The following is a 22,490-nucleotide window of genomic DNA, read 5'->3' as shown; positions in this document are numbered from 1 at the left end:
TATGCACCGAGACGGAACACAAATACTGTTAGAAAAAGTGATTTCAGAAAATCCGAATGAATTCGCCTATGCTAGGCATCTAGGTGAGCTTAAATGGATATCTGATTCTGAAGTTGCTTTAATTGATGAAGATAATGATGGGATGGTTTCAATATATCTAGAGAATAAAATAAATTATTAAAAAATCGACAACACGACGGGGGCCTGGGAGGCGGCATTGCTGATTGGAATCGCCTTACCGGCCATCGACGAAGTTTCAAAATTAAGGAAGGGGAAATCTTATTGATGAATGAGCACGGTTGAGTAATCTACACGTTTCTATTTTAGCGGCTTTTTTATTTTATCGATACAAGTTCTTGTCCCAAGCCAAGGACAAGAACTTGTATCGATTGCCGGAATGGACAAGAACATGCTCCGAGTACCGAATAGATGTATATCTAAATAATAAAATTGAAATTTTGGTAAGGACGGTAATAAACTTCGGGATGGCAGTCTTACACATGGTTCTAAGGCGGTAGAGAGTGGCCTATGAGGATCGAATTCAATGGTCAAAGCAAGAATTACACTTGAGTCGCATCATGCGGATATGGAAAGTCTCGAGAATGTTTGGGGAATAGTAATTCATTATGAACAGAAATGGAGCGTAGAGGAATGAAAGTATTATCTATGATTCAACCATGGGCGACTCTGCTTGTCCAAGGCGAGACTCTCTATGAAACCAGATCCTGGAAGACCCGGTATCGCGGTCCGTTGGCCATTCATGCAAGCCAGAAAGTCGATAAGTTAGCCTGCAAACATGAACCGATACGTTCTTTACTCGCCAAGAATGGCTATACGGAACAAAACCTCCCTACGGGGGTTATCCTTGCAACTTGCGAGCTTTCAAATTGTTACCAAGTCATTGACGCTAATCATACGTCAGCCATTCTGGATTGCGGGAAGGTTGTGTCAGGTAAGGACATCCTGTTAGGTGATTACAGTCCAGGTTATTTTGCGTGGGAAATAGTGGGTTTCCGTCTGCTGAAGACCTATATTCCAGTGAAGGGAAAACTGGGACTATGGGAATATCCGATAGACGAAGAGTTGATGATATAACCTATGTAAAAAATTAATTAATGGGGGTTCTGACATTATTACTCATTCGCCTTAACCCTAGGTAATCTGGATTATCGCCAGGAACAGGATGGCTCCGTTTCCTTGGTTAACCCATCTACAGGCGATACTGAATATATCATATACAAACCGTTAATGTATGATTCCTTTATACCTGAAGGCTATCAACAAGTAGAGGGGGTTAATGCTTACCCTGAAGAATCTCTTTCCTTCGATATTCACTATGAATTGAAAGAAAAAAAAGGGACAGTTATACATTGATGTAATCCCCAGTCTGGCGTAGCTTAATGACGCGTCACGTGTATACCCAGTCACCATAGACCCGACCATTATCAAATTTCAACCGACATACCCAATATACGTAGTGCTTTTCCGAAACAAACTGGAGTAACAGACACAACACTAGGAGTAGGTCTATATAAAGACGCTACTAGCTCAAATATCATTCGTTCACTCATTCAATTTGATACATCGACGATCCCACAAGGAGCAAAGGTTCTAACGGCTGACTTGAACCTCTGGTTAGCGTCCGTTTCGAATAATACCAATGTGGACATCACACTGAATAGTGTCAATAAAGCATGGACGGAATACTCGGCATCTTGGATGTATGCAGATGCTACAAACTTGTGGAGTAAACAGGGAGGAGACTTCAATTCTTCGCAAGTGGCTACAACTACAGTTGGTCCTTGTGTCAATGTCGAGGGACAAGAACATAGTCCGATTTCCGATTAGATGGATATATAAACAAAATGTTAAACATCAATAAGCGGCATAATTTAGGATAGTTTTTACATTCTTACGAACAAAAAACTTGATAATAGATAAAAAAGAGGCTAGGTATTTCAGAATCGAAATTTTGGTACTGGAACTAGTCGATGCTGAGGAGAATAACTTGCACCGATTGCTGAATTGGAAAATTCCGATTAGAAAGGTGAAGTTATAAAAAAGAAACCGACCTTATTTCGATTTCAGTAGAATTTAAGGTCGGTTTGTTTTAGTGAAGGGACACTACCAATAACGAAGTAAGATAACTCAATATTTCATGGAGACATTAATTTCAACAAATTTCTTTACTAAACCTAACTGTTAATTATGCTTTTGATATTTTTAATTGTTGCCAAGTGCATTGCTTCATGGTAAATCAAAAAACCTAGCAATTGTTCTACATTTGTAAAGATAAGTCCTGTAGAAGACTTGTAATGAGGATTGATTTCTTCTTTCAATTTGTTTGAAAGTATCGATTCAACCCTTTCAATTTGTTCAGTTAACAAGTTAATTAATTGAGACAACGTTGGAGGCTCTATATTCCAATCAGTCGGTTTAGTTCCTGGATCAAACAAATTACTAAAATTAGCAGGATATTTGGTTTCTTCCCCAGTAAGTTGGAAAGCGAACTTCTCATGTATGACATACATGTGGCCTAGATTCCATTTTATATTGTTTTTCAAACCTGTTGGAATTATTTCCGAGACAGAGTCATTTATATTCCTCACATAATCAACTGCCTGACGGCGAACAAAACCTAATTGATCTGTGACAAAATTGCTCATGACATTTACCTCCCATAAAGCTGCTAAAAATCCTTAAGAAAAAATCACTTGTATTTTGGTGAGAAGAAATTCCGCCAGTATACTAAAAAAAACTTTTGTGTCAGTAACCAGAGTTGCTTTCAGAAACATAAGTTGAGACTCGTTGTGACAGATTTGCCAACGTACGTTCGAAATAGGATTCATCATGAAGTGCTCTACTCAAAATTAATCCCCCTTGGATACTAGCAATTGTTTCCTCTGAAATTTGGTCTGCAGTCTCTTTAGAGATACCTGTTTGAACTAGTGCCGCGCTTAAGGCTTCAATCCATCTTATAAAATATTGCCGAATTACAGCAGCGAATCGATCTCTTGTTTCGTCCAAAGCGAATGCACCAATAAGGCATATACGCTGACCAGATTGAAAATAAGTATCGACCTCTTGCCACATATGGTCAATGGCTGCCCGGGATTCATTCTTTTCGAGCGGTTCAAAAATGTTCTTGATAAACCATTGATCAATATGAGCAAGAATTTCAGCAGCCATCTCATCTTTTCCACCCGGAAAGAAATAATATAAGCTTCCTTTAGATAGACCTGTACGGGCTGTAATTTTACTTAAAGATGCACCCTCATAACCTAATTCACGAAATACCTCAGTAACGAGAGGGATAACATCAGATTTTTCAAAAACAGTGCGCGTCATAGGTTTAACTCACTTAGGCTTGGGTGTTCAGCGGGGCGCGTGCCGAGAGGCCAATGAAATTTTCGTTCCTCTTCCTTAATCGGCATGTCATTAATCGAAGCAAATCTACGCTTCATCAAGCCGTCGTCAGCGAATTCCCAATTCTCGTTTCCATACGATCTGAACCAATTGCCACTATCATCATGCCATTCATATGCGAATCTAACTGCAATACGGTTATCCGTAAATGACCAAAGCTCCTTGATAAGGCGATATTCCAGTTCTTTGGCCCATTTTCGAGTTAATAAAGAGACAATTTCTTGGCGGCCTGTTATAAATTCGCTCCGATTTCTCCAATAACAATCCTCAGTATATACAAGTGAGACGCGCTGAGGGTCTCGGCTATTCCAGCTGTCTTCTGCCATACGGGTTTTTTGGATTGCTGTCTCACGAGTGAATGGGGGAGTTAAATTATTCATTAAATTTTCCTCACTTTCTATACCGTTTGTATTAATATAAACCGATCGGTTTATAAATGCAAGTTTACATCCGAAATTTAATACAAATTTCGAATCGGTTCAGATTCATAATGTACCAAGTAGCCATCAATCATATGCATAATGGCTCTTTTTGTGCATTACCAATGATCAAGAGGGTGTTCATTCTTCATATGCATATCCTATGAAATAATGAAAAAGCAGGACGTCTCCCCTATAGGAGGCGTTCTACTTTTTCTCTCATTTTGTTTTTTTAGCTAAAGTCATCCGTAGAATTTAAATTAACCTTGCAAAAATTCGATCAATGCTGCATTAAATTGTTCAGAATGGGTCGCATTGAATCCGTGTGGTCCACCTTCGACAACGACCAGTTGGCTGCCAGGGATGGATTCATGAGTACGTTGTCCGCTCACCTCCAAAGGCACAATGGCATCTGAATCGCCATGGATAACCAGTGTTGGAATGTTGAACTTCTCCAGATCCTGACGGAAATCAGTAAGGGCAAAGGCAGCAATACAATCCAATGTGCCTTTAGGTGAAGCCAGAGCTGCAATATCACGGTTATAGATACGGAATGGCTCGCTCACAAGGTTTGTACGGTCTCCAGCAGCGAAAAAGTTGCTTGTAAAACCATCCAGGAATGCTAGCCGATCCGCTTTTACCCCGTTTTGGAATTCTGCAATCGTTTCATCATCCAATCCTCCTTGAGGATTATCTTCGGTTATATAGAGATAAGGGGGAACCGCGCCCGCAAATACGGCTTTAGAAACACGTTCTGTTCCGTAGGTTCCCACATAACGTGCAACTTCGCCGCCACCCATGGAGAATCCGACTAATGTGGCATCACGCAGATCAAGGTGCAGTATCAATTTATGCAAATCCGAAGCAAATAAATCATAGTCATAACCATCCCAAGGTTGAGAAGACTGACCGAATCCACGACGGTCATATGTGATAACACGGTAGCCCGCTTCAATTAGGGCAGGAACTTGTTTCTCCCAGGATCGCCCACTCAAAGGCCATCCATGAATCAGAATAATTGGTTTTCCCGCACCATGATCTTCATAATACAGTTCAATTGGTTGTTCATTCTCAAAACCTACATTTACTTTAGACATGAAAAATACCTCCATTAGTTATTATATTTTTGTTTATACAGAAGCTATAAGCTCAGAAACATGAAGGGGGCTTGTTCATGGATCGCCTCACTCTCTGTACTGCTTGTATTAGTATAAACCGATTGGTTTACACTTGCAAGTTCATATCTTTTGTGGTCTTCGTTTCATTCCGTTCGGGCTGCATGAGGGAACTCCTTTTATTCTAAATTGGTATGATCAATATGTATATTTACCCGCTATAAAGAAGCATACTGCAAAAAAATAAGACATTGGAGGTCAAAAGTATGAAAGTTGTCGTATTGTCCGGTTCGAGGATCGGCTCCAAAACCAGAATTGCTATGAATTACACCGTAAGCTCTATCCACAAAAAGTACCCGGATTCAGATGTCACACTGTTAGATCTGGCACTCTTCAATGTCCAATTCAGTGATGGACGGAATTATATGGAGTATGAAGGAGACACGAAATTCGTCATCCAAATGATTATGGAGGCAGATGTAATTGTGATCGGAACCCCTATTTTTCAAGCCTCCATTCCAGCAACACTCAAGAATATTATTGATCTGGCACCTGAAAAAGCATTCCAAGGGAAGGTTGTAAGCATGATCATTACGGCAGGCTCTCAGCGACACTTCCTGGTTGCAGAACAACAATTAAAACCTATTCTGACCTTCATGAAAGCCCAAATTGTACAAACCTATGTATTCATAGAAGAAAAAGATTTCCTTCGTAAAGAGCTCGTGAATGATGATGTCTTATTTCGTATAGACCGCTTAGTGGAAGACACCTTCATATTAGCAGAGACTTACACCAAAATCCGAGAAGCTGAAGAAGCGAAATATGGATTTTAAAGGAGCAAATGATGATGACTTATAAGGATATTACGGCTGAGTCGTTGTCTCCTGACAACAGATCCGTTGGTGAGTTAGTGATACAGGGAGATATGGAGAGAATTACACAACTGTATGGGCACCCATATACTATTAAGGGGACCGTGGTGCATGGTCAAGCACTGGGAAGAACGCTAGGCTATCCAACCATAAATCTTGGAGGGGAAGCTGACCTCTATGTATCTCCAAAACCCGGAATCTATTTCGGGACTTCAGTAATATTGGAAGGAGATCGGGAGAATGAGCAATATAACGCCATAATAAGCGCTGGTTACCGTCCTACTGTGGGTGGAGAATCTTATTTTATTGAAGCCTTTTTATTAGACTATTCAGGCGATTTGTACGGGCGGAACGTATCACTTCAATTTTTAAAATATGTGAGGGAAGAAATTACGTTTGCCAGTCTTGACGAGTTAATCATACAAATGAAATTAGATGAACAGCGCGCCAGAGATTACTTTAGCCATAGAAACCCACTGAATAAACAGTGATACAGGTTAGTTTAACTACTTACCGGGAAGAAAAAGAGACATTTAAAAGTGTCGCGGGACAAGAACATTGTTCCATACAAGTCGCTATTATAGCGGCTTTTTTTGTTTTAGGAACCGAATTCTTGTCCCAAACTGAGGACAAGAACATTGTGTCAAATCCGATAAGATGGTGACCTAGACAAATTTACACTTGTTACTTAGACTTTAGAAACCGTCCTCATTACCGATTTTATGAGTATCTAATATTTAAAAATGCTCTGGCCAACATACAGATGAAGTTCGAGAAGGTGAGGTTGTACAGCGTTTCATCCGTGAGGGAGATACATAATTTGTTAAGTTCATCACGGTTGGGGGGAATAAAAAGTAGAAAAGAGAGGCAATGGCTGATCATTGCAAAAATTCATATTGTGGTGATCGACATTAGGATTGTCGGTACGAGAAAGTACTAGGAGTTTCAGGGATAGGTCAGCTTATTATGGATCTTGTGAGATGCTTAGCTGGCTTGCAGAAGAGGAACGTAATGGCATTAAGCAAGCACAGGCTGAGGGCATTGCTGAAGCCAAGAAAAAAGGTAAACACTTGGGGCGGTCACAAATGAATTTGAGTACACTTACACCAGGTCAGTCCTGAATGCCGAGTATCTCAACTGGAAGAATAATGAGCTGTCAGCTGTAAAATTTATGAGGAGCAGGCAGTCAAGTTTAAAGAGGGAAGAGGACTTGGTGCAATTTAAGTTATTGTATTGCTTAGAGATCACAGGAATGCTGAGGCCCAAATCATCACACATAATTTAGTAGAGTGATCGTTAAACTTTTGTTGTTATTCAAATTTGTTGTTCTTAAAGCATTTGGATTTGGTTTTTCATCATCTAGTATTTCTCCTTTTTTTAATTTCTTGATTACACTGTTAATATCATCCTGTGAAGAACCATCTTCTCTCATATGTTCAGCAATTTTTTGATAATCCTTATCTGAGTAGCTAGCAGAGGCGCTGGAATAAGACGTAGGGTAAACGAGCGTACCCAGTAAGAAAAGGATAAGAGCTAATGATATGATTCTATAAGTTGGAATCTGTCTAATCAAATTTATTACCTCCCAAAATTTAGTGTGAACCGAGTATACCATTGTAAAAATTTAGTGCTAGTTAGAAGATTAGCAAATATGTACCTTTTTATTCCTTTTATCACGACTTTAATCTCTGGATTTCTGGGTTTTATGGTCTACAAATTTTCTAATATAAAGATCGGGATCGTCGTGACATTAATAACTTCTATTTTAATAGCGTATATGTTTATGGATTTATATGCTTTTTTGGGGGTTATAGGAGGATTATTGTTTTATTTCTTATTGATGCAACGTCAATTAGTTTTTCTCTGATCGAAGGTAAGGACTAGGTTATCGTTGAAACTGTAAAGGAAGTGGTACCAATGGTTGATAAGAATCTTTATCTGTTTCATAAAACTAATGGGCAGGTTAGCGTGAAGGTATGATAAGATAAATTTGAATATATTTACAATAATAAGGGGGTATAAGACATTTTTAATTCTACGGGGCAATGATTGAGTGAATGACCCTAATCATTAAATGAGAGGTGAAAAAATGAAGAAAATGTATATTGGTGCAATTGTTTTATTGCTCTTAAGTGTCCCAGTCGCAACATTTGCAGCGAATAGTGTATCGGAGAAAATTAGTATTAAAATCAACAATACAGAAATAAAAACAAAAACTGATGTGGAGCCCACAATAATCAACAACCGATTGTATGTCCCGGTTAATATATTTAGAGACGCCGGCTTTTCAGTATCCTTTAAGAATTCAACGCTCACCATGGTCAATAGAAATCTCTACTATGCTAAAAACCTAGAGGAACTAAATGCTTTTCATTATACCTTCATCAATCATTTTCAGAAAATAGATCAGGAAATAACGAATATCCTTGGGAATCTGTTATTGCAAAATGAAATTGATACCACAAAATTAATGGAGTTAATCCGTTATGTTGAAATAGAATCTAAGGGCTTTAATACTGAAAATTTCACTCCTATCATGGATTATTCTTCTTCGTTTGCTTTTGCCAGTGCAAATGAAAGTATAAATGCTTACAAAGAAGCTGTTAACTCACTTATCACGTACACTGAAGATGAGAAAAAGGAAGATTTAGAACGTTTTTATGCTCAGCGTGAAATTGCTCTCAAATATTATGCTGACTTCTCATACGATTTTGATCTTGTTTTCAAACGAAGTTATTTTAATGTGATAAAATATTGAAATAACCTTCAATGTTAAAAGATTACAACTATAATAACCTACTGTTAAGGGGAATAGCCTTTACTGTAGGTTTGTTAGATTAAAGCTATTAGCGTAATGAGGCATGATTTAACAAAGCGATCGGTGGAGCAGTGGATTGTCTTATAAGGGGGATTGAAAGCATATTACGCTCTGCTTTATGACGCTGTTGAGCTACCGGGAAACGATAACTCAATGTTACCAAGAAAGCAGCTGATCCATATGATCGGCTGCTTTTGTTCAACTAAAGAATTATGGAAACGTTCAGAGGAAATGACGGGAATTAAATTCTAATGGTAATAACTAAAGGATGATATGATGAACGAAATGATCAGAATTGATTCGATCTCTTCCTTACATGAGCATTTGGGGTATGATGACAAACCCGGATTTGATGTCGAGGGATAAGAACATGGTCCCATTAAAGTCGCTATTTTATCGGCTTTTTTGTTTTATCAGTACAAGTTCTTGTCCCGAGTCAAGGACAAGAACTTGTACCGATTGCCGAAATGGACAAGAACATGTTCCGATTACAGATTAGATGTATATCTAATTGAAATTTCCAGCTTTTTTATTAAGCTAACGGTCAGGTTAGCTCAACAACTTTTGGAGACATGGATTTATTATTATACGTAGCTGGTTAGTATGGTGATTTGAGGGTCTTCTTTCAGTCAGTTGATTCCTTATGGAAGGATGGCTAAGTTAGAAATTAAGAAGGGTGCTCGCAAATGACTGAGCTGTTAGCACCGTTGTCCGAAAGCTAGGGATTGCTCACTTCTTGGACCAACTTGCTATCACGCTTGATAATCGCAATTGGGTGTATTGTGTCCGAAATGGCCATTGCGAGATCGTAATCGAAGATTTTCTGGAAAAAGCTGTTGAATGATTGGTGATATTCAAGAATTACTTCATCATCTTCCGTTCCTTGAGGATAATTCGATGAGTGCGGCGCACTGCTCCTTGTTTTATATAGATATCATATCAAACCCCCTGTTTGATTAAACTCCAGATGCGTTCAAACCGCTCTTGGTAGTCTGGTGAATTCCAGGATTCTTTAAAAGAGGGAAGACTAAACACCGCAAAAGCAGATAGGATTGCCTCTGCCCGTTCAAAGTGAGGATCGTTATAATCCATAAACCTATCAATAATTTGATATGAATCCCAGAGCACATCACGTAATACCATTGGATTACTGTCCACATATTGTGTATTCAAAGCGAACATTTTGGGATTCTCGTTATAAGCGCGTTTTTTGGCATTCACAAATGCCCAAAGCCAATCGTGGAGCACTTCCTGAGGTGAGGCCGAGTTAGCCATGTTTATACTGATTTGTTCTGAAATCATGAGATTGAACCAGTCTTTAGCTACAGCTGCCCAGAGTTCTTGTTTATTTTTAAAATGCTTATAGAGTGCTGCATGAGTGATATTCAATTCATCCGCTATTTGTGAGAGCGTCACTTCGGATTTCTCCGTGCGCTCAATTAATGCCTCGGCGGTTTCAATAATAAGCTGCTGCGTGATTTTAGCCATTTGTATTGGCAGGTGAATATGAGGCTTTTTGAAGCGAGCAGTTACTGCCATACCCCAGTCTCACACCGTGCTGCCTACCCTTCTTTCGTTCATTAGTCTTTACCAACCGGTAATCATACCTTCAATTTATTTTAGCATATAAAATATATAGTAACAAATGTTGACTTTTGTAACCAATAATATTATGCTTGCTTCGCAAGTTACAAAACCAAACAAATGTTACTTGGTAAATTGCGTATAGGAGGATATTTTTATGAAAGCAGCACAAATTACTAAATATTCAAAACAGTTTAAAGTTGAAGTGCGCGATATCCCAGTCCCGGAAATAACGGATTACGAAGTTTTGGTTAAGGTGAAAGCTGCGGCGGTTAACCACTTGGAACTGCTTATCGCGACTGGAAGCGTGAAGTTAATCCAGGACTATGAGTTCCCACTGACACTCGGTAATGAGCTCACAGGTATTGTTGAGAAGATTGGCAAGAACGTCACGGGTTTCCAAGTTGGTGATGCTGTTTATTCACGCCTGCCGCTGCAAAAAATCGGGGCGTTTGCCGAATACGCGGCGATTCATGCGGATGCCATCGCATCCCTACCGGGTAATCTGGATTTTGTAACCGGTGCGGCTGCACCTCTAACAGGATTGACTGCCTATCAAAGTTTGCATGAAGAGCTAACACCAAAAGCTGGCGAAAGCTTGTTCATTCCGGGCGGCTCTGGTTCATTTGGCCAAATGGCTATTCCTATCGCCAAAAGCATGGGGCTTAAGGTCATCGTTAGCGGAAGTCCAACAGCACAGGAACGTACAATGGCCGCTGGAGCTGATCAATACATTAATTACACGACTGAGAACTATTGGGAACGACTTCGCGATCTTGATTATGTGATCGATACCTTGGGACCCAGTGAATTTGATCATGAACTCTCCATTATTAAACCAGGCGGTCATCTTCTGTCTCTAAGGACAGGCCCTAATAAACGTTTCGCCAAAACAATGGGCTTGCCGGGCTGGAAACAAAAGCTATTCCATATTGCCGGGGCCAAGTATGATCACAAAGCAAAGAAAAAGAAGATCGAATATCATTTTGTCTTTGTACGCAGCGATGGAGAGCAATTACGGAAAATTACTAAGATTATTGAAGAGAACCGGATTGTTCCCGCGGTGGACCCCACAGAGTTCCACATTGAAGATATCAATGAAGCTCTAAATCTTGTTGCAACAGGTCATCCTAAAGGGAAAGTTATTATCCGATTTTAAAGAAAGGGGGTGATGATCATGAAATTGAAAGGCAGAACCATTCTGGTGACCGGCGGTACGTCTGGAATCGGCTTTGCTTTTGCGAAGCGTTTGCTCGATATGGGGAATACGGTAATCATAACTGGGCGCTCGCAACAACGAATCGACCAGGTTGTAAAAAACAATCCGGGCCTTATCGGCATAGTGGCTGATGTTAGTGATCCCAATAGTGTAGAGTATCTTGCGAAAGAACTAACCATTCACTATCCCAAACTGGATATTATTATGAATAATGCAGGTATTATACACGAATTCGACTTGTTTGATGAAACAGTCACTTACGAGCACCTTACTGCAGAAATTGCCACAAATTTGAACGGGACAATCTACACGACCAAGGCATTGTTACCCCTGTTAGCTAAACAACAGGAGGCAATGATTGTTAACATGAGTTCTCTACTTGCCAATATCACTATTGCCAACGCACCTACGTATTCTGCTACAAAAGCTGGCATTCACATGTTTAGTGATGCGTTACGTGAGCAAATTCGGGCTAAGGCTAAAAACATCCATGTAGTGGAACTTTGTCCACCGGTTATTTCCGAAACCAATCTCACAGACACTTTTGACGAAGGCTTCTTGAATAAGATCATTTCTTTGCCATTAGAGAATCTTGTACATGTGGGTATTAAAGGGATGGAAAAAAATAAACTTCGAGTGAATGCAGGGTTTACGAAAGTTATGCGCTTTTCCATGAAGTTCGCTCCAGATTTCATCACACATACTTGGGGGCGAATGCTCCTTAAATCAAAGCAGTAAGCATTAATAAGTGATGACATCTTTAAAATTATTTACCGATCGTTCTCAATATGTTATATTGAATAACAGGGAGGGAACCGAATGGCAAGGAGTAAGGAATTCGAAGAGAATGTAGTATTAGATAAGGCGATGAAGCTTTTCTGGGAACAGGGTTACGAGAAGACATCGATAACGGACTTAGTGGAGCATATGGGGATTCACCGAAGAAGTTTATATGACACTTTTAGCGACAAGCACACGCTGTTTCTGAAAGCGATGGACCGATTTCACGATAAATTAAGTGCTGGGCTTGCAGGAGAGGTTAAACGCTCAAAGACTGCTGCGGAGGCATTACAGCTTATTTTCAGTTCCGTAATCTGGAGTGAAGATGACTCACCTTCCGGTTGTTTGATGGTAAATTCAGCTGTGGAATTGGCAATGCGGGATACCGAAGTAGATACAAAGACCAGAGATTTGTTTGCTTTATCAGAACAGTTGTTTAAAGATATTATTTGGTGGGGACAGCAGAATGGAGAGTTTAGCGTTGATTTTAGTGCTGAAGACCAAGCGGAACATCTGCATGCTGTTTATGTAGGGATAAGAGTAATGACAAGAACCTCCATACCCACGGAAAAATTGCAGCATATAGCCGATGCATCGATTCAACTGCTAATTAAATAATGATTAAAGATCCGACTAAGATAGTATGATTGTATCATTCCCTATGCCTTTTCTAGTATGATCGTTCTTAAATCGTTTATCTATCCTTCATCAAAATAAACTTTCATAAACGGTGCTTTATTCTCCTATTATTAGAATGATCATTCTTGAATGATTCAGCCTTTGGACGCCCGATTTTATAATGAATGATTACCATCAAAAAACAAAAAAAGGAGCTAATACAATGAACATTTCTGAACAAGTCGCATTTGTTACTGGAGCAAACAGGGGGCTTGGCCGCCAGCTTACGCTTGAACTTCTATCTAGAGGGGCTAAGGTTTACGCAGGGGCAAGAAATCCCGAGACGATCGATATTCCAGGGGTTACACCTGTAAAGCTTGATGTAACCAATCCTCAAGAGGTAGCAGCAGCTGCCAGTCTTGCTAAGGACATTACCCTTTTAATCAACAATGCAGGATCATCTACAGGCGCTTCTCTGCTGGAAGGGGATGTGGAAAAAATCCAGCTGGAATTGGATACGCATTTCTTCGGTACGTTATCCATGGTTCGCGCTTTTGCCCCGGTTATCGAAAACAACGGTGGAGGTACGGTGCTGAATATTCTTTCCGCATTATCTTGGTTCAGTGGCGGAACTGCGGGTGCTTATACTGCTGCGAAGGCTGCAGCTTGGGCATTGACGAACGATCTGCGTTTGAATTTGTACCCTCGTCAGATTAGAGTTGCAGGCTTACATGTAGGATTTATGGAGACAGACATGACAGCCGGTGTAGATGCTCCCAAATCGAACCCTTCGGATGTTGCGAGAATGGCTATTGATGGCATCGAAAGCGACAGCTTTGAGATTCTTGCCGATGATAACAGTCGAATGATTCAAGCTGGACTTTCCGGTGGAGTTGCTACTCTATACCCGCATCTTTCTTAATTACAAGTACTGTTTTGAACTAAACATTGAAGAGGAGTGTACAGAATGAACAAATTGTGGAGTGAAACCAAAGTCGGTAACCTGAAATTGCCGCATCGTTTAGCTATGGCACCGATGACACGCAGCAGAGCAGAAGAAGACGGTACGCCGGGTGAATTAACCTCCCTTTATTATGCACAAAGAGCATCGATGGGGCTTCTAATTACGGAAGGTGCACAACCATCCGATGATGGTCAAGGATACCTGTGGTCACCAGGGATCTATACGGAACATCATATTGAAGGGTGGAAAAAAGTCACGGATGCCGTTCATGCAGCAGGCGGATTTATGTTCATCCAGTTAATGCATGCTGGCCGGATGTCACATCCCGACAATACCCCCCATCATCGTCAGCCCGTTGCGCCGTCAGCGATTGCTCCCGGTGTACAGATGTTTACTGCTAAAGGAATGCAGGACATCCCAGTTCCGCGCGAGTTAAGCAAAGAGGATATTCAGACGACTATTGCCGATTTCCGTAAGGCAGCAGCAGCAGCTATTGAAGCCGGTGCAGACGGCGTTGAAATTCACGGAGCAAATGGATATCTCATTAATCAATTTATTGGTGAAAATTCGAATACACGGACGGATGAGTATGGAGGATCGATCGAAAACCGGGCCCGTTTCGCGATTGAAGTGACGAAAGCCGTTGTAGAAGAAATTGGCGCAGAAAGAACAGGCTTCCGTATTTCACCGGGAACACCTCTTGGAGGAATTCAGGATGGGAAACAAGGACCTGAACTGTATCTCTACCTGGTCCAACAATTAGCGAAGCTGGATTTGGCTTACCTTCATGTGATGCATCTTGGAAATGAAAAGCTGCTCCAGAGCGTCCGCTCCATTTGGACCAATCCACTATTAGTCAACCGGGCAGGACATGCTCTGGAGGATCTGAGTGTCGATCTTGACAACGGCATAGCTGATATCATACCAGTTGGTGCATGGTCATTAGCTAATCCGGATTTAGTAGAGCGCCTTAAAACAGGGGCTCCACTAAATGAGGCAGATCCTACAACCTTCTTCGCGGGGGGAAGCAAAGGTTACACGGACTATCCTACCTTGAAAGAATTAGAAGCACACAAGAGCTAAGGAGTAGTTACATCAAAAAAAGCAAAGAATGCAGTATTTTACAGAAATCTATGGCGTACAGACTTCACACAGGGGGATGGAGCAATGAGCCCAAGTCCCATATTTGGAAATTCAGGTATTGGTATGCTCTGAACGAGAACAGAGCGGAGGCAGAGGAGCATTCCCCAAGGGGATCATAAGCTGAGGGGATTTATTTTTTTCTTCATTAAGCTACTCGTAGATATTCGTTAGGAGATAAACCCTGATTGTTCTTCATTTCTCCAAACAAAGTGCGCGCTTACGACTAGAACGTAAATAAAACGAATACGAGGAAGTCTCATATTGGGAGATCTCTCGTATTCGTCTTTTTAGTCAGCATACTTGTTTATAATCGTATGAGCAGCCTCATCCGCTATTTGAAAAGCCTGCTCTCGTGAAATACTGAAATCAAGCAGCAACATTTTGGGCCATAGCACTTGCCCAGCAATTAGACTCATAAATTCATTGGCCGTTTTTGACGCATCCGGCAGATTTATATTACCCAATTGAACTTCATCTACTAAATATTGCGTCAATTTCTGATGCACGGCGCCTTCGCCCAGTTCATAATGAAAAAGACTGAGCTCGGGGAACTGCTTGGCTTCTGCAATGACGACACGGAATAAAGGAGCCATTCCATCACGAGTCAGCACGCATGCGTAGTCTCGTCCGAACTTTATTAATCCTTGCAGGGGAGAGCCGAGCACCGGTAGAAAGTCCCATTCGGGATCAAGCTCCCAAAAATGCTTGACGATGGTTTCAAAAATCAATTCCTTCGTCGGGAAATGATTGAAAAGTGTACCTGTAGAGAGACCAGCAAGTTTTGCAATCTGAGCTAAAGTAGTACGCGCATACCCTTTTTCAAAAAAAAGTTCTTGTGCAGCGGCAATCGCGCACGCCCTTTTTTCTTCCTTTATACGTTCATGGTAAGTTGATTTTGTTCCCATAATTCCACTCCAAAGTTGGATTTAAGTCTTATCAGAGGGATAGCACCCTTTTCTCTACTATACAACAGTTGATCGTGTTCTAAAAGAAAAAGCTGCCTAAGCACCCTCGGAGGGCTTAAGCAGCAATAGGGCTAACATATTAGAGAATCGTTTGAGCGCCATCCAGAACCAAGTCAACGCCAATGGTGAAGCGGGACTCATCCGAAGCCAGATAAACAACAGCTTTGGCAATCTCTTCGGCAGTACCCATGCGTCCAGCCGGAATCCCTTCACGAATGCGGTTAATAACCATCTCACGAATTTCGTCAGACACGCCGAGCTTGTTCTTATCGTAAAGCGGGGTATCAATCGGTCCAGGACTCACCGTATTGAAGCGAATTCCGTGAGACGATAATAAGTCGGAATTCCAGGCTTTGGTCAGGGTGGAAATGGCACCTTTAGTAGCCGCATAAGCGTTGGAATGTGCATATCCGGCATGAGAACTGCTCGATCCCATTAAAACGACAGAGGATGGGTTCGCCATCACTGGAGTCAATGCCTGCATTAAGAAAAATGGAGCTTTTACGTTGATGGCAAACAAGCGGTCAAAGGCTTCTTCATCGATTTGCTCGAATGGACGCCAGTCAGATACGCCTGCGTTTAAAAAGGCAATATCCAGTTTGCCAAAATGTTGTTCAACGCGTTCAGCCAGTTGAAGTTGAGCGTTGAGGTCTCGGGAATCTGCCTGAAGCACAAGGACTTGATTTCCGAGTTCCTTTTGTGTTTTTTCTACATTTGCCGGGGTTACTCCGGTGACAATCAATTCAGCGCCTTCAGCCAGAAATTGTTTGGCTGTCTCCAAGCCAATTCCGCTGGTGCCACCCGTAATAAGTGCTCGTTTACCATTAAGTCTAGTCATGTTAAAACCTCCATCGCAAGATACTTACAAGGACAAATATAAGCGAATAATAATGTTAAGTCAAGTAACTCAACTTTATTTATTTTTTCTTATGTGCTAAGATCACTTTGAGAACAGCAGACTGTGAATACAGAGATAAAGAAGTTTTTTTATTCGTTTAGAGAAAGTGAGAGATGGACACTAACAAATGAGGGAGGAGTAGTCCTGATGGGACATCAGCTACATAGGTTCAACGTCTGAAGATCGTTATCAAGTAGGAGAATCCGGGAGGTCTGCCAGTGTCTAAATTAGATACAAATACTCGTACAGAAGAGTATTTGTATCTATAGGAAGTCGGCCCCCGTTTGCGATTGAAGTCACGAAAACCAATCGCTGAATAATTTGTTTCAGAGAATAGAAGAAGGTTGATAAGATTTTGAACTCTTATGCAACTCTTTTTGATAATGTTGGGCTATATCATGACTATTAATGTCTCTATGGAAGGTGAGTATACATTGAAAACAATGGTAATTATCGGTGCAGGACCAGGTCTGGGATTCTCGCTGGCCAAGACGTTTGGAAAAAACGGTTTCCGTATCGCCTTAGTTTCAAGAACACAGGAGAAATTGGACAAATATGCAGAGCAGCTTGGTGAGATGGGAATTGAAGCTCAGGGTTTTGCTGCCGATATCACTAACAAAATGCAACTTATGAGAGCTTTTCAAGAAATTAAGAATACGTTCGGTACCATCGATGTCTTGGAGTTTAGCCCGCATAGTGGAAATGTTACTACAACATCTGTTCTGGAAACGACTGATGAGAGCGCACTTCAATTTTTTAACAATGTTGTCATCGGAGCTATTAATACAGCTAGACAAGTCTTTCCAGAAATGATTGAACGGGGTGAAGGAGCTCTTCTTTTCACAAGCGATCTTTCCGCAATGAGTCCAAGCTCTATGTTTGGAAATTCAGGTATTGCCATGTCAGGACTCCGAAACTATATTCTTAGTTTACACGAGCGTTTGCTTCCTCTTGGAGTATTTGTGGGTCATTTATCCATTAGTCCTTTAATCAAACAGGGTACAAGTTTTGATCCCGATCAAGTGGCTGAGGCTTGGTACAATCTGTATGATAAAAGAACAGAGGTAGAGGATACTTTTCCTAAGGGAATCATGCAATTTATCAACAAATAAATAAATGCTAGGACTTATATAAATCCTGATTATATTAGACGTTTTTAGTAACCATAACACGCGTGTTGAATATCTAATTTATGTAAATCGAATTCAAAGGGCAATTGTTCCGTAAGAAACAAACGAAAAAACGAATAAATGAAAGCTCTACATGTTTGGGTACGTTCATTTTTGCCGACTCATAGAGACTTTTGAGGAAACATAAGCGATTAAAGCGCCATATAACTGACCATAAACGGCATTTTCGTTGTTCCAAATAAGGTGGGCACATTCAGATTTTGCTTAATCCAACGGAAAAAGAGTTCGACTTCCCAGCGAGCTTTATACATTTGAGCAATTTGCTCACCGCTGACCTCCATTAAATCGGTAGCCACTCGAATTTCTCGACCCTCGTAATCCTTAAAAAACCATCACCCGGTGACGTTCCTGACTACGATTTTGGGGCGTACCTAGCTGGCATGAAATGTCCCGGATCACACCAGAATCCTTCGATGGATGTCTACGCAGGGAGCGAGGCTGGTGCAAATAAACGTTATCTCGGAGCCTGACCACATAAGACTGGTTGCTGGTTTTGAAGCGATCCAGTCGCTCGATTTTTCCATAGGCTCGATCCATGATCATAATGAAGTCGGGGTGGACAAGCTGCTCTGAAATCTTTCCATTCCCGAAGGAGGAGAAAAAGTGCCTTGTCAACGTACCGAGGAATTCAGGTCATTTATGACCGTGGGTTTCTTTTCTACATTCTGCTAATCGGGCGAATCCAGGTGAATCGCCATCTTGTTCATGTTCAGTACGGATGCCGTCATCAGCGCTGCTTCCAAACGTTAGACAGCCCTTGGACGATTGTCGATCCGGGTACTGGCGGCGGTACAACACCAACCAACCCAGGTACTGGTAATGAAGGTGGCACCGCGCCGACTACTCCAGCAACACCAGGAACTGGTGGGGCGGTTACAAACCCATCATCTGGGGGAGTACGACAAGTGGAACCAACGCCAATGGAGGAACAGAAGTTAATGGAACAGTAACAATTCCAGGACCCAAAGGTGACAATGAAGTTGAAGTTATTCCTGAAGAAGAAACAGAGCCTAAAACCTATTCTGATATAGATGGTAGTTATGCAAAGGAAGCAATTCTTTCTCTAGCTTCAAAAGGAATTGTTAAAGGTTACGCCGACGGGACTTTTGGGATCAAGAAGGAAGTAACCAGAGCTGAATTTGCAATCATTCTAAATCGTGCCTTGAGGTACACATCGTCATCACAGTATGCTGGAACGTTTAAAGATATCGATCCAGAAGCTTGGTATGTGTCAGAGCTTAACTCGGCCATTGAAAATAATTATACCTGGTCATATTCCCCCGTTCAGTAGGAAAAGTAATAGAAGAGAGCGCTTCAAATAAATATATTGAAACGTTTCCAACTTGGTGTTATGATGGATTTCATCAGAGAGATAGGCGGGGGGGTTAGATGTCAAGTATTAAAGATGTAGCCAGCTTAGCTGGTGTAGCTGTGGGAACCGTGTCCCGTGTTATTAACAATTCGGGCGCCGTTAAACCCGCAACACGCAGAAAAGTCGAGAAGGCCATACAAGAGTTAAATTATATCCCTAATGAGATTGCCCGAAACTTCAAAATGCGGAAGTCCAAGATGGTAGCCCTGCTGCTCCCGAGTATCTGGCATCCTTTTTTTTCCGAACTGGCTTATTACATTGAAGATGAGCTGGATCGGGAAGGTTTCAAGCTCATGCTGTGTAATAGCGGTGGCAAACCTGAAAAGGAATTATATTATCTTGATATGCTGCAGCAAAACAAAGTGGCGGGTATTGTCGGCATTACGTACAACGATATCGAAAATTATGTCAGCAATGACATTCCGATTGTCAGTATCGATAGACACTTCAACAAGAAAATTACATGTGTTACGTCGGACAATTATGAAGGAGGGCGCCTGGCGTTAAGGGAACTTGTCAAAGCAGGAGCCAAAAAACCGGCTTTTATGGGGAGTGTCACTTCTGTTTTCAGTGAAACCATGAATCGGAGAGAAGGTTTCATTCAGGAAGCCAGAACCATGGGGGTTGACTACGTTGTATACGAGAAGCCAGACCCGGTTTTGGACGATGATGCCTATTATGATGAGTTTCTAAAAGAGCATGGGGATGTGGATGGTATTTTTGCCATTACGGATATGTTCGCCGCCAAATATATAGAAAGAGCCGGCAGGCTGGGCATTAGCGTTCCGGAGGATGTAAAGGTCATCGGATATGATGGCATTCAGGATCATCCTTATTTCCATCCAATATTGTCAACGATCAGACAACCTGTAGAGGAGATGGCACGTACGGCGATCAGGCTGCTCTACCAAAAGATCGATGGGGAAACATTGGACCGGGAAGTTTATCGTCTTCCAGTCATATTTAGACAAGGTGAAACGACTTGATGGTTCCTGAGAACAAAAAGCTTCACCCTTTTAAGTAGTTTAGAAAAACATCAGCAGCCACGGCCGCTTCACCGGGTGGATTAGCCGGGTGACGTTTTTCTCATGTTAAATTGGAAACGTTTCAATTAATGTGGAAGCGCTTCATATAAATTGGAAACGTTTCAATAACAAATAGTAATTTTATGATGAAAGGGAGTATGACGGTGATTTCACGAGATTCCGGAGGAGAACAAACCCTGATCAAAGAAAATCGCAAAACTTGGAGTCGAATTAAACGCAACTATGAACTGTACCTGTTCCTGCTGCCGATCATTCTGGTTTATCTCCTGTTCAAGTACTACCCGATGTACGGAGTACAAATTGCATTTAAGGATTTTTCACCAAGCCAGGGCATTTGGGGCAGTGAATGGGTGGGGTTCCGGCATTTTATTGATTTTTTCAATTCTTATAACTTCTGGACGATCATGAAAAATACGCTAACACTCAGTTTTCTATCGCTTGTGTTCAGCTTCCCGGCTCCTATTATTATCGCAATTATGCTGAATCAGATGCTGGGTAAGGGATACAAGAAATTTATCCAGACCGTCATTTATGCGCCACACTTTATTTCTACCGTTGTACTCGTCGGTATGCTCCATGTTTTCTTATCGCCAAACAGCGGAATCGTGAACCTCATCATTTCCTGGTTCGGTGGAGAACCGATTCTATTCATGGCTGACGAAGGCTGGTTTCGTCCTTTATACATTTTGTCCGGGGTATGGCAAGAGACCGGTTTCGCCACCATTATTTACCTGGCTGCGCTTGCCGGGGTTAATCCCGAATTGCATGAAGCCGCGATTATGGATGGAGCCAGCAAATGGAAGCGTGTATGGTATGTGGACATTCCGTCGATCTTGCCGACAATTGTCATCCTGCTCATTCTCGCACTCGGGAACGTCATGAGCATCGGTTTTGAGAAAGCATTTCTAATGCAAAGTGACCTGAATTATGCCACCTCCAATATTATTCCGACCTATGTATATGAATTGGGGATTCAGAAGGCGCAGTACAGCTTTTCTACAGCGGTCGGACTGTTCAACTCCGTCATCAATATCATCCTGATTGTCACCGTTAACCGAATTGCCAAAAAATTAACCGAAACCAGTTTGTGGTAGGGGGGATTGACTTTGAACCAATTTTTGAAGAGAAAAAGCAGAGGAGACGCATGGTTTGACGCTATCAACTATTTCTTCTTGACCGTCGTTATGCTGCTTGTATTATTTCCGCTGTATTTTGTGCTGATTGCTTCATTTAGTGATCCCAATCTAATTTATTCAGGGGAAGTATGGTTATTACCAAAGGGGTTCACGCTCGACGGCTATGAACGAATATTCAATGACTCCTCCATATGGATCGGGTATGCGAACTCCATATTATACGCTGGCGTAGGAACCCTGATCGGAGTAGCGGTTACCGTATTTGCAGCTTATCCGTTAGCACGGAAGGATCTGGTTGGAAGGTCGGTCATCATGTGGTTTTTACTGATCACCATGTTTTTTAGCGGCGGGTTGATTCCGACATATTTGTTAATCAAGGATCTTCACATGCTGAATACGATCTGGGCGCTTGTGATCCCGGGTGCCGGTGGCATAATGAACGTCATTATCGTAAGGACCTTCTTTCAGTCCTCCATCCCGGATGAAATGAGGGAAGCAGCGTCGATCGACGGATGTTCCAACACTAGATTTTTCTGGAGTATTGTGTTGCCTTTATCCAAGTCCATTTTAGCTGTCATGGTGCTGTATCACGTCGTCGGCTTCTGGAATGGTTTCTTTGACGCTTTGATCTATTTGAACGACGAAAGCAAATATCCGCTACAACTGGTGCTTCGCAATATTCTCGTCCAGAACCAAGTAAACTCCGGCATGATGGTGGATGTCGAATCCTACGCAGCGAAGATGCGCGTAACGGAACTGATTAAATATGGAGTCATCATGGTATCCAGTCTGCCGCTGCTGATATTGTATCCTTTCCTGCAAAAGTACTTTGTCAAAGGCGTAATGATCGGCTCGATCAAGGGATGATGTTGTCATGGTACTTGAAAGGGGGGATGTGCAGCAGAATCGATATATCTGCATCCAG

Annotated in this window: 28 protein-coding genes; 19 read left to right on the top strand and 9 right to left on the bottom strand. The window is 41.6% G+C overall.

Annotation, left to right across the window (positions count from 1 at the left end; all coding sequences use genetic code 11):
- Nucleotides 1-651 precede the first annotated feature (651 nt).
- From BMY78_RS12210 to BMY78_RS33725, 3 genes are all read left to right on the top strand, one after another.
- Nucleotides 652-1,095, top strand: coding sequence for an ASCH domain-containing protein (locus BMY78_RS12210; protein WP_090898665.1), 444 nt, complete (start codon nucleotides 652-654; stop codon nucleotides 1,093-1,095).
- A 102-nt stretch (nucleotides 1,096-1,197) separates the two neighbouring features.
- On the top strand, nucleotides 1,198-1,374 hold the full coding sequence (locus BMY78_RS32810) for a hypothetical protein (protein WP_177185715.1): 177 nt from the start codon (nucleotides 1,198-1,200) through the stop codon (nucleotides 1,372-1,374).
- A 42-nt stretch (nucleotides 1,375-1,416) separates the two neighbouring features.
- Complete coding sequence (locus BMY78_RS33725) at nucleotides 1,417-1,848, top strand: DNRLRE domain-containing protein (RefSeq protein ID WP_143067056.1); 432 nt, start codon at nucleotides 1,417-1,419, stop codon at nucleotides 1,846-1,848.
- A 347-nt stretch (nucleotides 1,849-2,195) separates the two neighbouring features.
- Here the strand turns inward: BMY78_RS33725 and BMY78_RS12205 are convergent, their stop codons facing one another.
- The 4 genes from BMY78_RS12205 to BMY78_RS12190 form a co-directional block, all read right to left on the bottom strand.
- Nucleotides 2,196-2,666 carry a DinB family protein gene (locus BMY78_RS12205; protein WP_090898662.1) on the bottom strand — a complete coding sequence of 157 codons (471 nt, stop codon included), beginning with the start codon at nucleotides 2,664-2,666 and terminating at the stop codon, nucleotides 2,196-2,198.
- Between the two features lie 100 nt (nucleotides 2,667-2,766).
- A complete protein-coding gene (locus BMY78_RS12200; RefSeq protein ID WP_090898657.1) occupies nucleotides 2,767-3,348 on the bottom strand; it encodes a TetR/AcrR family transcriptional regulator in 582 nt (193 codons plus the stop codon).
- Complete coding sequence (locus BMY78_RS12195; RefSeq protein WP_090898654.1) at nucleotides 3,345-3,806, bottom strand: nuclear transport factor 2 family protein; 462 nt, start codon at nucleotides 3,804-3,806, stop codon at nucleotides 3,345-3,347. The genes BMY78_RS12200 and BMY78_RS12195 overlap by 4 nt, the downstream gene beginning before the upstream one ends.
- 299 nt (nucleotides 3,807-4,105) lie before the next feature.
- The gene (locus BMY78_RS12190; RefSeq protein ID WP_090898651.1) at nucleotides 4,106-4,942 is read right to left on the bottom strand and encodes an alpha/beta fold hydrolase; all 837 of its coding nucleotides are present in this window, start codon (nucleotides 4,940-4,942) and stop codon (nucleotides 4,106-4,108) included.
- A 284-nt stretch (nucleotides 4,943-5,226) separates the two neighbouring features.
- On the opposite strand from BMY78_RS12190, the gene BMY78_RS12185 reads away from it, so the two are divergent.
- The 3 genes from BMY78_RS12185 (at nucleotide 5,227) to BMY78_RS32540 (ending at nucleotide 6,953) form a co-directional block, all read left to right on the top strand.
- On the top strand, nucleotides 5,227-5,793 hold the full coding sequence (locus BMY78_RS12185) for an NADPH-dependent FMN reductase (protein WP_090898648.1): 567 nt from the start codon (nucleotides 5,227-5,229) through the stop codon (nucleotides 5,791-5,793).
- Between the two features lie 8 nt (nucleotides 5,794-5,801).
- Nucleotides 5,802-6,323: a riboflavin kinase gene (locus BMY78_RS12180; RefSeq protein WP_090898645.1), complete on the top strand. Its 522-nt coding sequence runs from the start codon at nucleotides 5,802-5,804 to the stop codon at nucleotides 6,321-6,323.
- Nucleotides 6,324-6,812: 489 nt separating this feature from the next.
- On the top strand, nucleotides 6,813-6,953 hold the full coding sequence (locus BMY78_RS32540; protein ID WP_143067026.1) for a recombinase family protein: 141 nt from the start codon (nucleotides 6,813-6,815) through the stop codon (nucleotides 6,951-6,953).
- 149 nt (nucleotides 6,954-7,102) lie between these two features.
- On the opposite strand, the gene BMY78_RS12175 is transcribed toward BMY78_RS32540, so the two are convergent.
- Nucleotides 7,103-7,405: a hypothetical protein gene (locus tag BMY78_RS12175; protein WP_090898642.1), complete on the bottom strand. Its 303-nt coding sequence runs from the start codon at nucleotides 7,403-7,405 to the stop codon at nucleotides 7,103-7,105.
- A 516-nt stretch (nucleotides 7,406-7,921) separates the two neighbouring features.
- Between BMY78_RS12175 and BMY78_RS12165 the strand changes: the two genes are divergently transcribed.
- On the top strand, nucleotides 7,922-8,590 hold the full coding sequence (locus BMY78_RS12165; RefSeq protein WP_090898636.1) for a hypothetical protein: 669 nt from the start codon (nucleotides 7,922-7,924) through the stop codon (nucleotides 8,588-8,590).
- Nucleotides 8,591-9,589: 999 nt separating this feature from the next.
- Here BMY78_RS12165 and BMY78_RS12160 read toward each other — a convergent pair.
- Nucleotides 9,590-10,189, bottom strand: coding sequence for a TetR/AcrR family transcriptional regulator (locus BMY78_RS12160; RefSeq protein WP_218152273.1), 600 nt, complete (start codon nucleotides 10,187-10,189; stop codon nucleotides 9,590-9,592).
- 202 nt (nucleotides 10,190-10,391) lie between these two features.
- Here BMY78_RS12160 and BMY78_RS12155 point away from each other — a divergent pair, with 202 nt between their 5' ends.
- The 5 genes from BMY78_RS12155 to BMY78_RS12135 all read left to right on the top strand — a co-directional run bounded on the left by BMY78_RS12155 (nucleotide 10,392) and on the right by BMY78_RS12135 (nucleotide 14,898).
- Nucleotides 10,392-11,393, top strand: coding sequence for an NADP-dependent oxidoreductase (locus BMY78_RS12155; protein ID WP_090898632.1), 1,002 nt, complete (start codon nucleotides 10,392-10,394; stop codon nucleotides 11,391-11,393).
- Between the two features lie 18 nt (nucleotides 11,394-11,411).
- On the top strand, nucleotides 11,412-12,191 hold the full coding sequence (locus tag BMY78_RS12150) for an SDR family oxidoreductase (protein ID WP_090898629.1): 780 nt from the start codon (nucleotides 11,412-11,414) through the stop codon (nucleotides 12,189-12,191).
- A gap of 81 nt (nucleotides 12,192-12,272) precedes the next feature.
- Nucleotides 12,273-12,851: a TetR/AcrR family transcriptional regulator gene (locus BMY78_RS12145; RefSeq protein ID WP_090898626.1), complete on the top strand. Its 579-nt coding sequence runs from the start codon at nucleotides 12,273-12,275 to the stop codon at nucleotides 12,849-12,851.
- Between the two features lie 223 nt (nucleotides 12,852-13,074).
- Nucleotides 13,075-13,773 carry an SDR family oxidoreductase gene (locus BMY78_RS12140; RefSeq protein ID WP_090898624.1) on the top strand — a complete coding sequence of 233 codons (699 nt, stop codon included), beginning with the start codon at nucleotides 13,075-13,077 and terminating at the stop codon, nucleotides 13,771-13,773.
- A 45-nt stretch (nucleotides 13,774-13,818) separates the two neighbouring features.
- Nucleotides 13,819-14,898 (top strand): alkene reductase, encoded by a 1,080-nt coding sequence (locus BMY78_RS12135; protein WP_090898622.1) that lies wholly within the window; start codon nucleotides 13,819-13,821, stop codon nucleotides 14,896-14,898.
- 347 nt (nucleotides 14,899-15,245) lie between these two features.
- Here the strand turns inward: BMY78_RS12135 and BMY78_RS12130 are convergent, their stop codons facing one another.
- Nucleotides 15,246-15,863 carry a TetR/AcrR family transcriptional regulator gene (locus BMY78_RS12130; RefSeq protein ID WP_090898619.1) on the bottom strand — a complete coding sequence of 206 codons (618 nt, stop codon included), beginning with the start codon at nucleotides 15,861-15,863 and terminating at the stop codon, nucleotides 15,246-15,248.
- 139 nt (nucleotides 15,864-16,002) lie between these two features.
- The gene (locus BMY78_RS12125) at nucleotides 16,003-16,761 is read right to left on the bottom strand and encodes an SDR family oxidoreductase (RefSeq protein WP_090898616.1); all 759 of its coding nucleotides are present in this window, start codon (nucleotides 16,759-16,761) and stop codon (nucleotides 16,003-16,005) included.
- Nucleotides 16,762-17,264: 503 nt separating this feature from the next.
- On the opposite strand from BMY78_RS12125, the gene BMY78_RS12120 reads away from it, so the two are divergent.
- On the top strand, nucleotides 17,265-17,933 hold the full coding sequence (locus BMY78_RS12120; protein WP_256222212.1) for an SDR family NAD(P)-dependent oxidoreductase: 669 nt from the start codon (nucleotides 17,265-17,267) through the stop codon (nucleotides 17,931-17,933).
- A gap of 209 nt (nucleotides 17,934-18,142) precedes the next feature.
- Here BMY78_RS12120 and BMY78_RS12115 read toward each other — a convergent pair whose 3' ends face one another.
- Nucleotides 18,143-18,307: a transposase gene (locus BMY78_RS12115; RefSeq protein ID WP_143067025.1), complete on the bottom strand. Its 165-nt coding sequence runs from the start codon at nucleotides 18,305-18,307 to the stop codon at nucleotides 18,143-18,145.
- Between the two features lie 145 nt (nucleotides 18,308-18,452).
- Here BMY78_RS12115 and BMY78_RS33255 point away from each other — a divergent pair, with 145 nt between their 5' ends.
- The 6 genes from BMY78_RS33255 (at nucleotide 18,453) to BMY78_RS12090 (ending at nucleotide 22,432) form a co-directional block, all read left to right on the top strand.
- On the top strand, nucleotides 18,453-18,584 hold the full coding sequence (locus tag BMY78_RS33255; protein WP_256222070.1) for a hypothetical protein: 132 nt from the start codon (nucleotides 18,453-18,455) through the stop codon (nucleotides 18,582-18,584).
- Between the two features lie 35 nt (nucleotides 18,585-18,619).
- Entirely contained in the window at nucleotides 18,620-18,961 is a 342-nt protein-coding gene (locus BMY78_RS12110) for a hypothetical protein (protein ID WP_090898610.1), read from the top strand.
- Nucleotides 18,895-19,302, top strand: a complete 408-nt coding sequence (locus BMY78_RS33720) for an S-layer homology domain-containing protein (protein WP_090902357.1) — start codon at nucleotides 18,895-18,897, stop codon at nucleotides 19,300-19,302. The genes BMY78_RS12110 and BMY78_RS33720 overlap by 67 nt, the downstream gene beginning before the upstream one ends.
- A gap of 98 nt (nucleotides 19,303-19,400) precedes the next feature.
- A complete protein-coding gene (locus tag BMY78_RS12100; RefSeq protein WP_090898607.1) occupies nucleotides 19,401-20,369 on the top strand; it encodes a LacI family DNA-binding transcriptional regulator in 969 nt (322 codons plus the stop codon).
- Between the two features lie 197 nt (nucleotides 20,370-20,566).
- Nucleotides 20,567-21,523: an ABC transporter permease gene (locus tag BMY78_RS12095; RefSeq protein WP_192264214.1), complete on the top strand. Its 957-nt coding sequence runs from the start codon at nucleotides 20,567-20,569 to the stop codon at nucleotides 21,521-21,523.
- Nucleotides 21,524-21,535: 12 nt separating this feature from the next.
- Nucleotides 21,536-22,432 (top strand): carbohydrate ABC transporter permease, encoded by an 897-nt coding sequence (locus BMY78_RS12090; protein WP_090898601.1) that lies wholly within the window; start codon nucleotides 21,536-21,538, stop codon nucleotides 22,430-22,432.
- Nucleotides 22,433-22,490 lie beyond the last annotated feature (58 nt).

This window comes from Paenibacillus sp. OK076, assembly GCF_900110055.1.
Taxonomy (GTDB): domain Bacteria; phylum Bacillota; class Bacilli; order Paenibacillales; family Paenibacillaceae; genus Paenibacillus.
Note: the sequence above shows the minus strand (reverse complement) of the source record. Positions and strands in the feature narration are given on the sequence as shown.

Excerpts from the sequence above, each read along its gene's own strand:
- BMY78_RS12155 (WP_090898632.1), top strand. The coding sequence starts at position 10,392 with ATGAAAGCAGCACAAATTACTAAATATTCAAAACAGTTTAAAGTTGAA.
- BMY78_RS12130 (WP_090898619.1), bottom strand. The coding sequence starts at position 15,863 with ATGGGAACAAAATCAACTTACCATGAACGTATAAAGGAAGAAAAAAGG.
- BMY78_RS12160 (WP_218152273.1), bottom strand. The coding sequence starts at position 10,189 with ATGGCAGTAACTGCTCGCTTCAAAAAGCCTCATATTCACCTGCCAATA.
- BMY78_RS32540 (WP_143067026.1), top strand. The coding sequence starts at position 6,813 with ATGCTTAGCTGGCTTGCAGAAGAGGAACGTAATGGCATTAAGCAAGCA.
- BMY78_RS12195 (WP_090898654.1), bottom strand. The coding sequence starts at position 3,806 with ATGAATAATTTAACTCCCCCATTCACTCGTGAGACAGCAATCCAAAAA.
- BMY78_RS12200 (WP_090898657.1), bottom strand. The coding sequence starts at position 3,348 with ATGACGCGCACTGTTTTTGAAAAATCTGATGTTATCCCTCTCGTTACT.
- BMY78_RS12125 (WP_090898616.1), bottom strand. The coding sequence starts at position 16,761 with ATGACTAGACTTAATGGTAAACGAGCACTTATTACGGGTGGCACCAGC.
- BMY78_RS12165 (WP_090898636.1), top strand. The coding sequence starts at position 7,922 with ATGAAGAAAATGTATATTGGTGCAATTGTTTTATTGCTCTTAAGTGTC.
- BMY78_RS12205 (WP_090898662.1), bottom strand. The coding sequence starts at position 2,666 with ATGAGCAATTTTGTCACAGATCAATTAGGTTTTGTTCGCCGTCAGGCA.
- BMY78_RS12180 (WP_090898645.1), top strand. The coding sequence starts at position 5,802 with ATGATGATGACTTATAAGGATATTACGGCTGAGTCGTTGTCTCCTGAC.
- BMY78_RS12100 (WP_090898607.1), top strand. The coding sequence starts at position 19,401 with ATGTCAAGTATTAAAGATGTAGCCAGCTTAGCTGGTGTAGCTGTGGGA.
- BMY78_RS12190 (WP_090898651.1), bottom strand. The coding sequence starts at position 4,942 with ATGTCTAAAGTAAATGTAGGTTTTGAGAATGAACAACCAATTGAACTG.
- BMY78_RS12210 (WP_090898665.1), top strand. The coding sequence starts at position 652 with ATGAAAGTATTATCTATGATTCAACCATGGGCGACTCTGCTTGTCCAA.
- BMY78_RS12095 (WP_192264214.1), top strand. The coding sequence starts at position 20,567 with ATGACGGTGATTTCACGAGATTCCGGAGGAGAACAAACCCTGATCAAA.
- BMY78_RS12140 (WP_090898624.1), top strand. The coding sequence starts at position 13,075 with ATGAACATTTCTGAACAAGTCGCATTTGTTACTGGAGCAAACAGGGGG.
- BMY78_RS12135 (WP_090898622.1), top strand. The coding sequence starts at position 13,819 with ATGAACAAATTGTGGAGTGAAACCAAAGTCGGTAACCTGAAATTGCCG.
- BMY78_RS12120 (WP_256222212.1), top strand. The coding sequence starts at position 17,265 with ATGGTAATTATCGGTGCAGGACCAGGTCTGGGATTCTCGCTGGCCAAG.
- BMY78_RS12150 (WP_090898629.1), top strand. The coding sequence starts at position 11,412 with ATGAAATTGAAAGGCAGAACCATTCTGGTGACCGGCGGTACGTCTGGA.
- BMY78_RS12145 (WP_090898626.1), top strand. The coding sequence starts at position 12,273 with ATGGCAAGGAGTAAGGAATTCGAAGAGAATGTAGTATTAGATAAGGCG.
- BMY78_RS12185 (WP_090898648.1), top strand. The coding sequence starts at position 5,227 with ATGAAAGTTGTCGTATTGTCCGGTTCGAGGATCGGCTCCAAAACCAGA.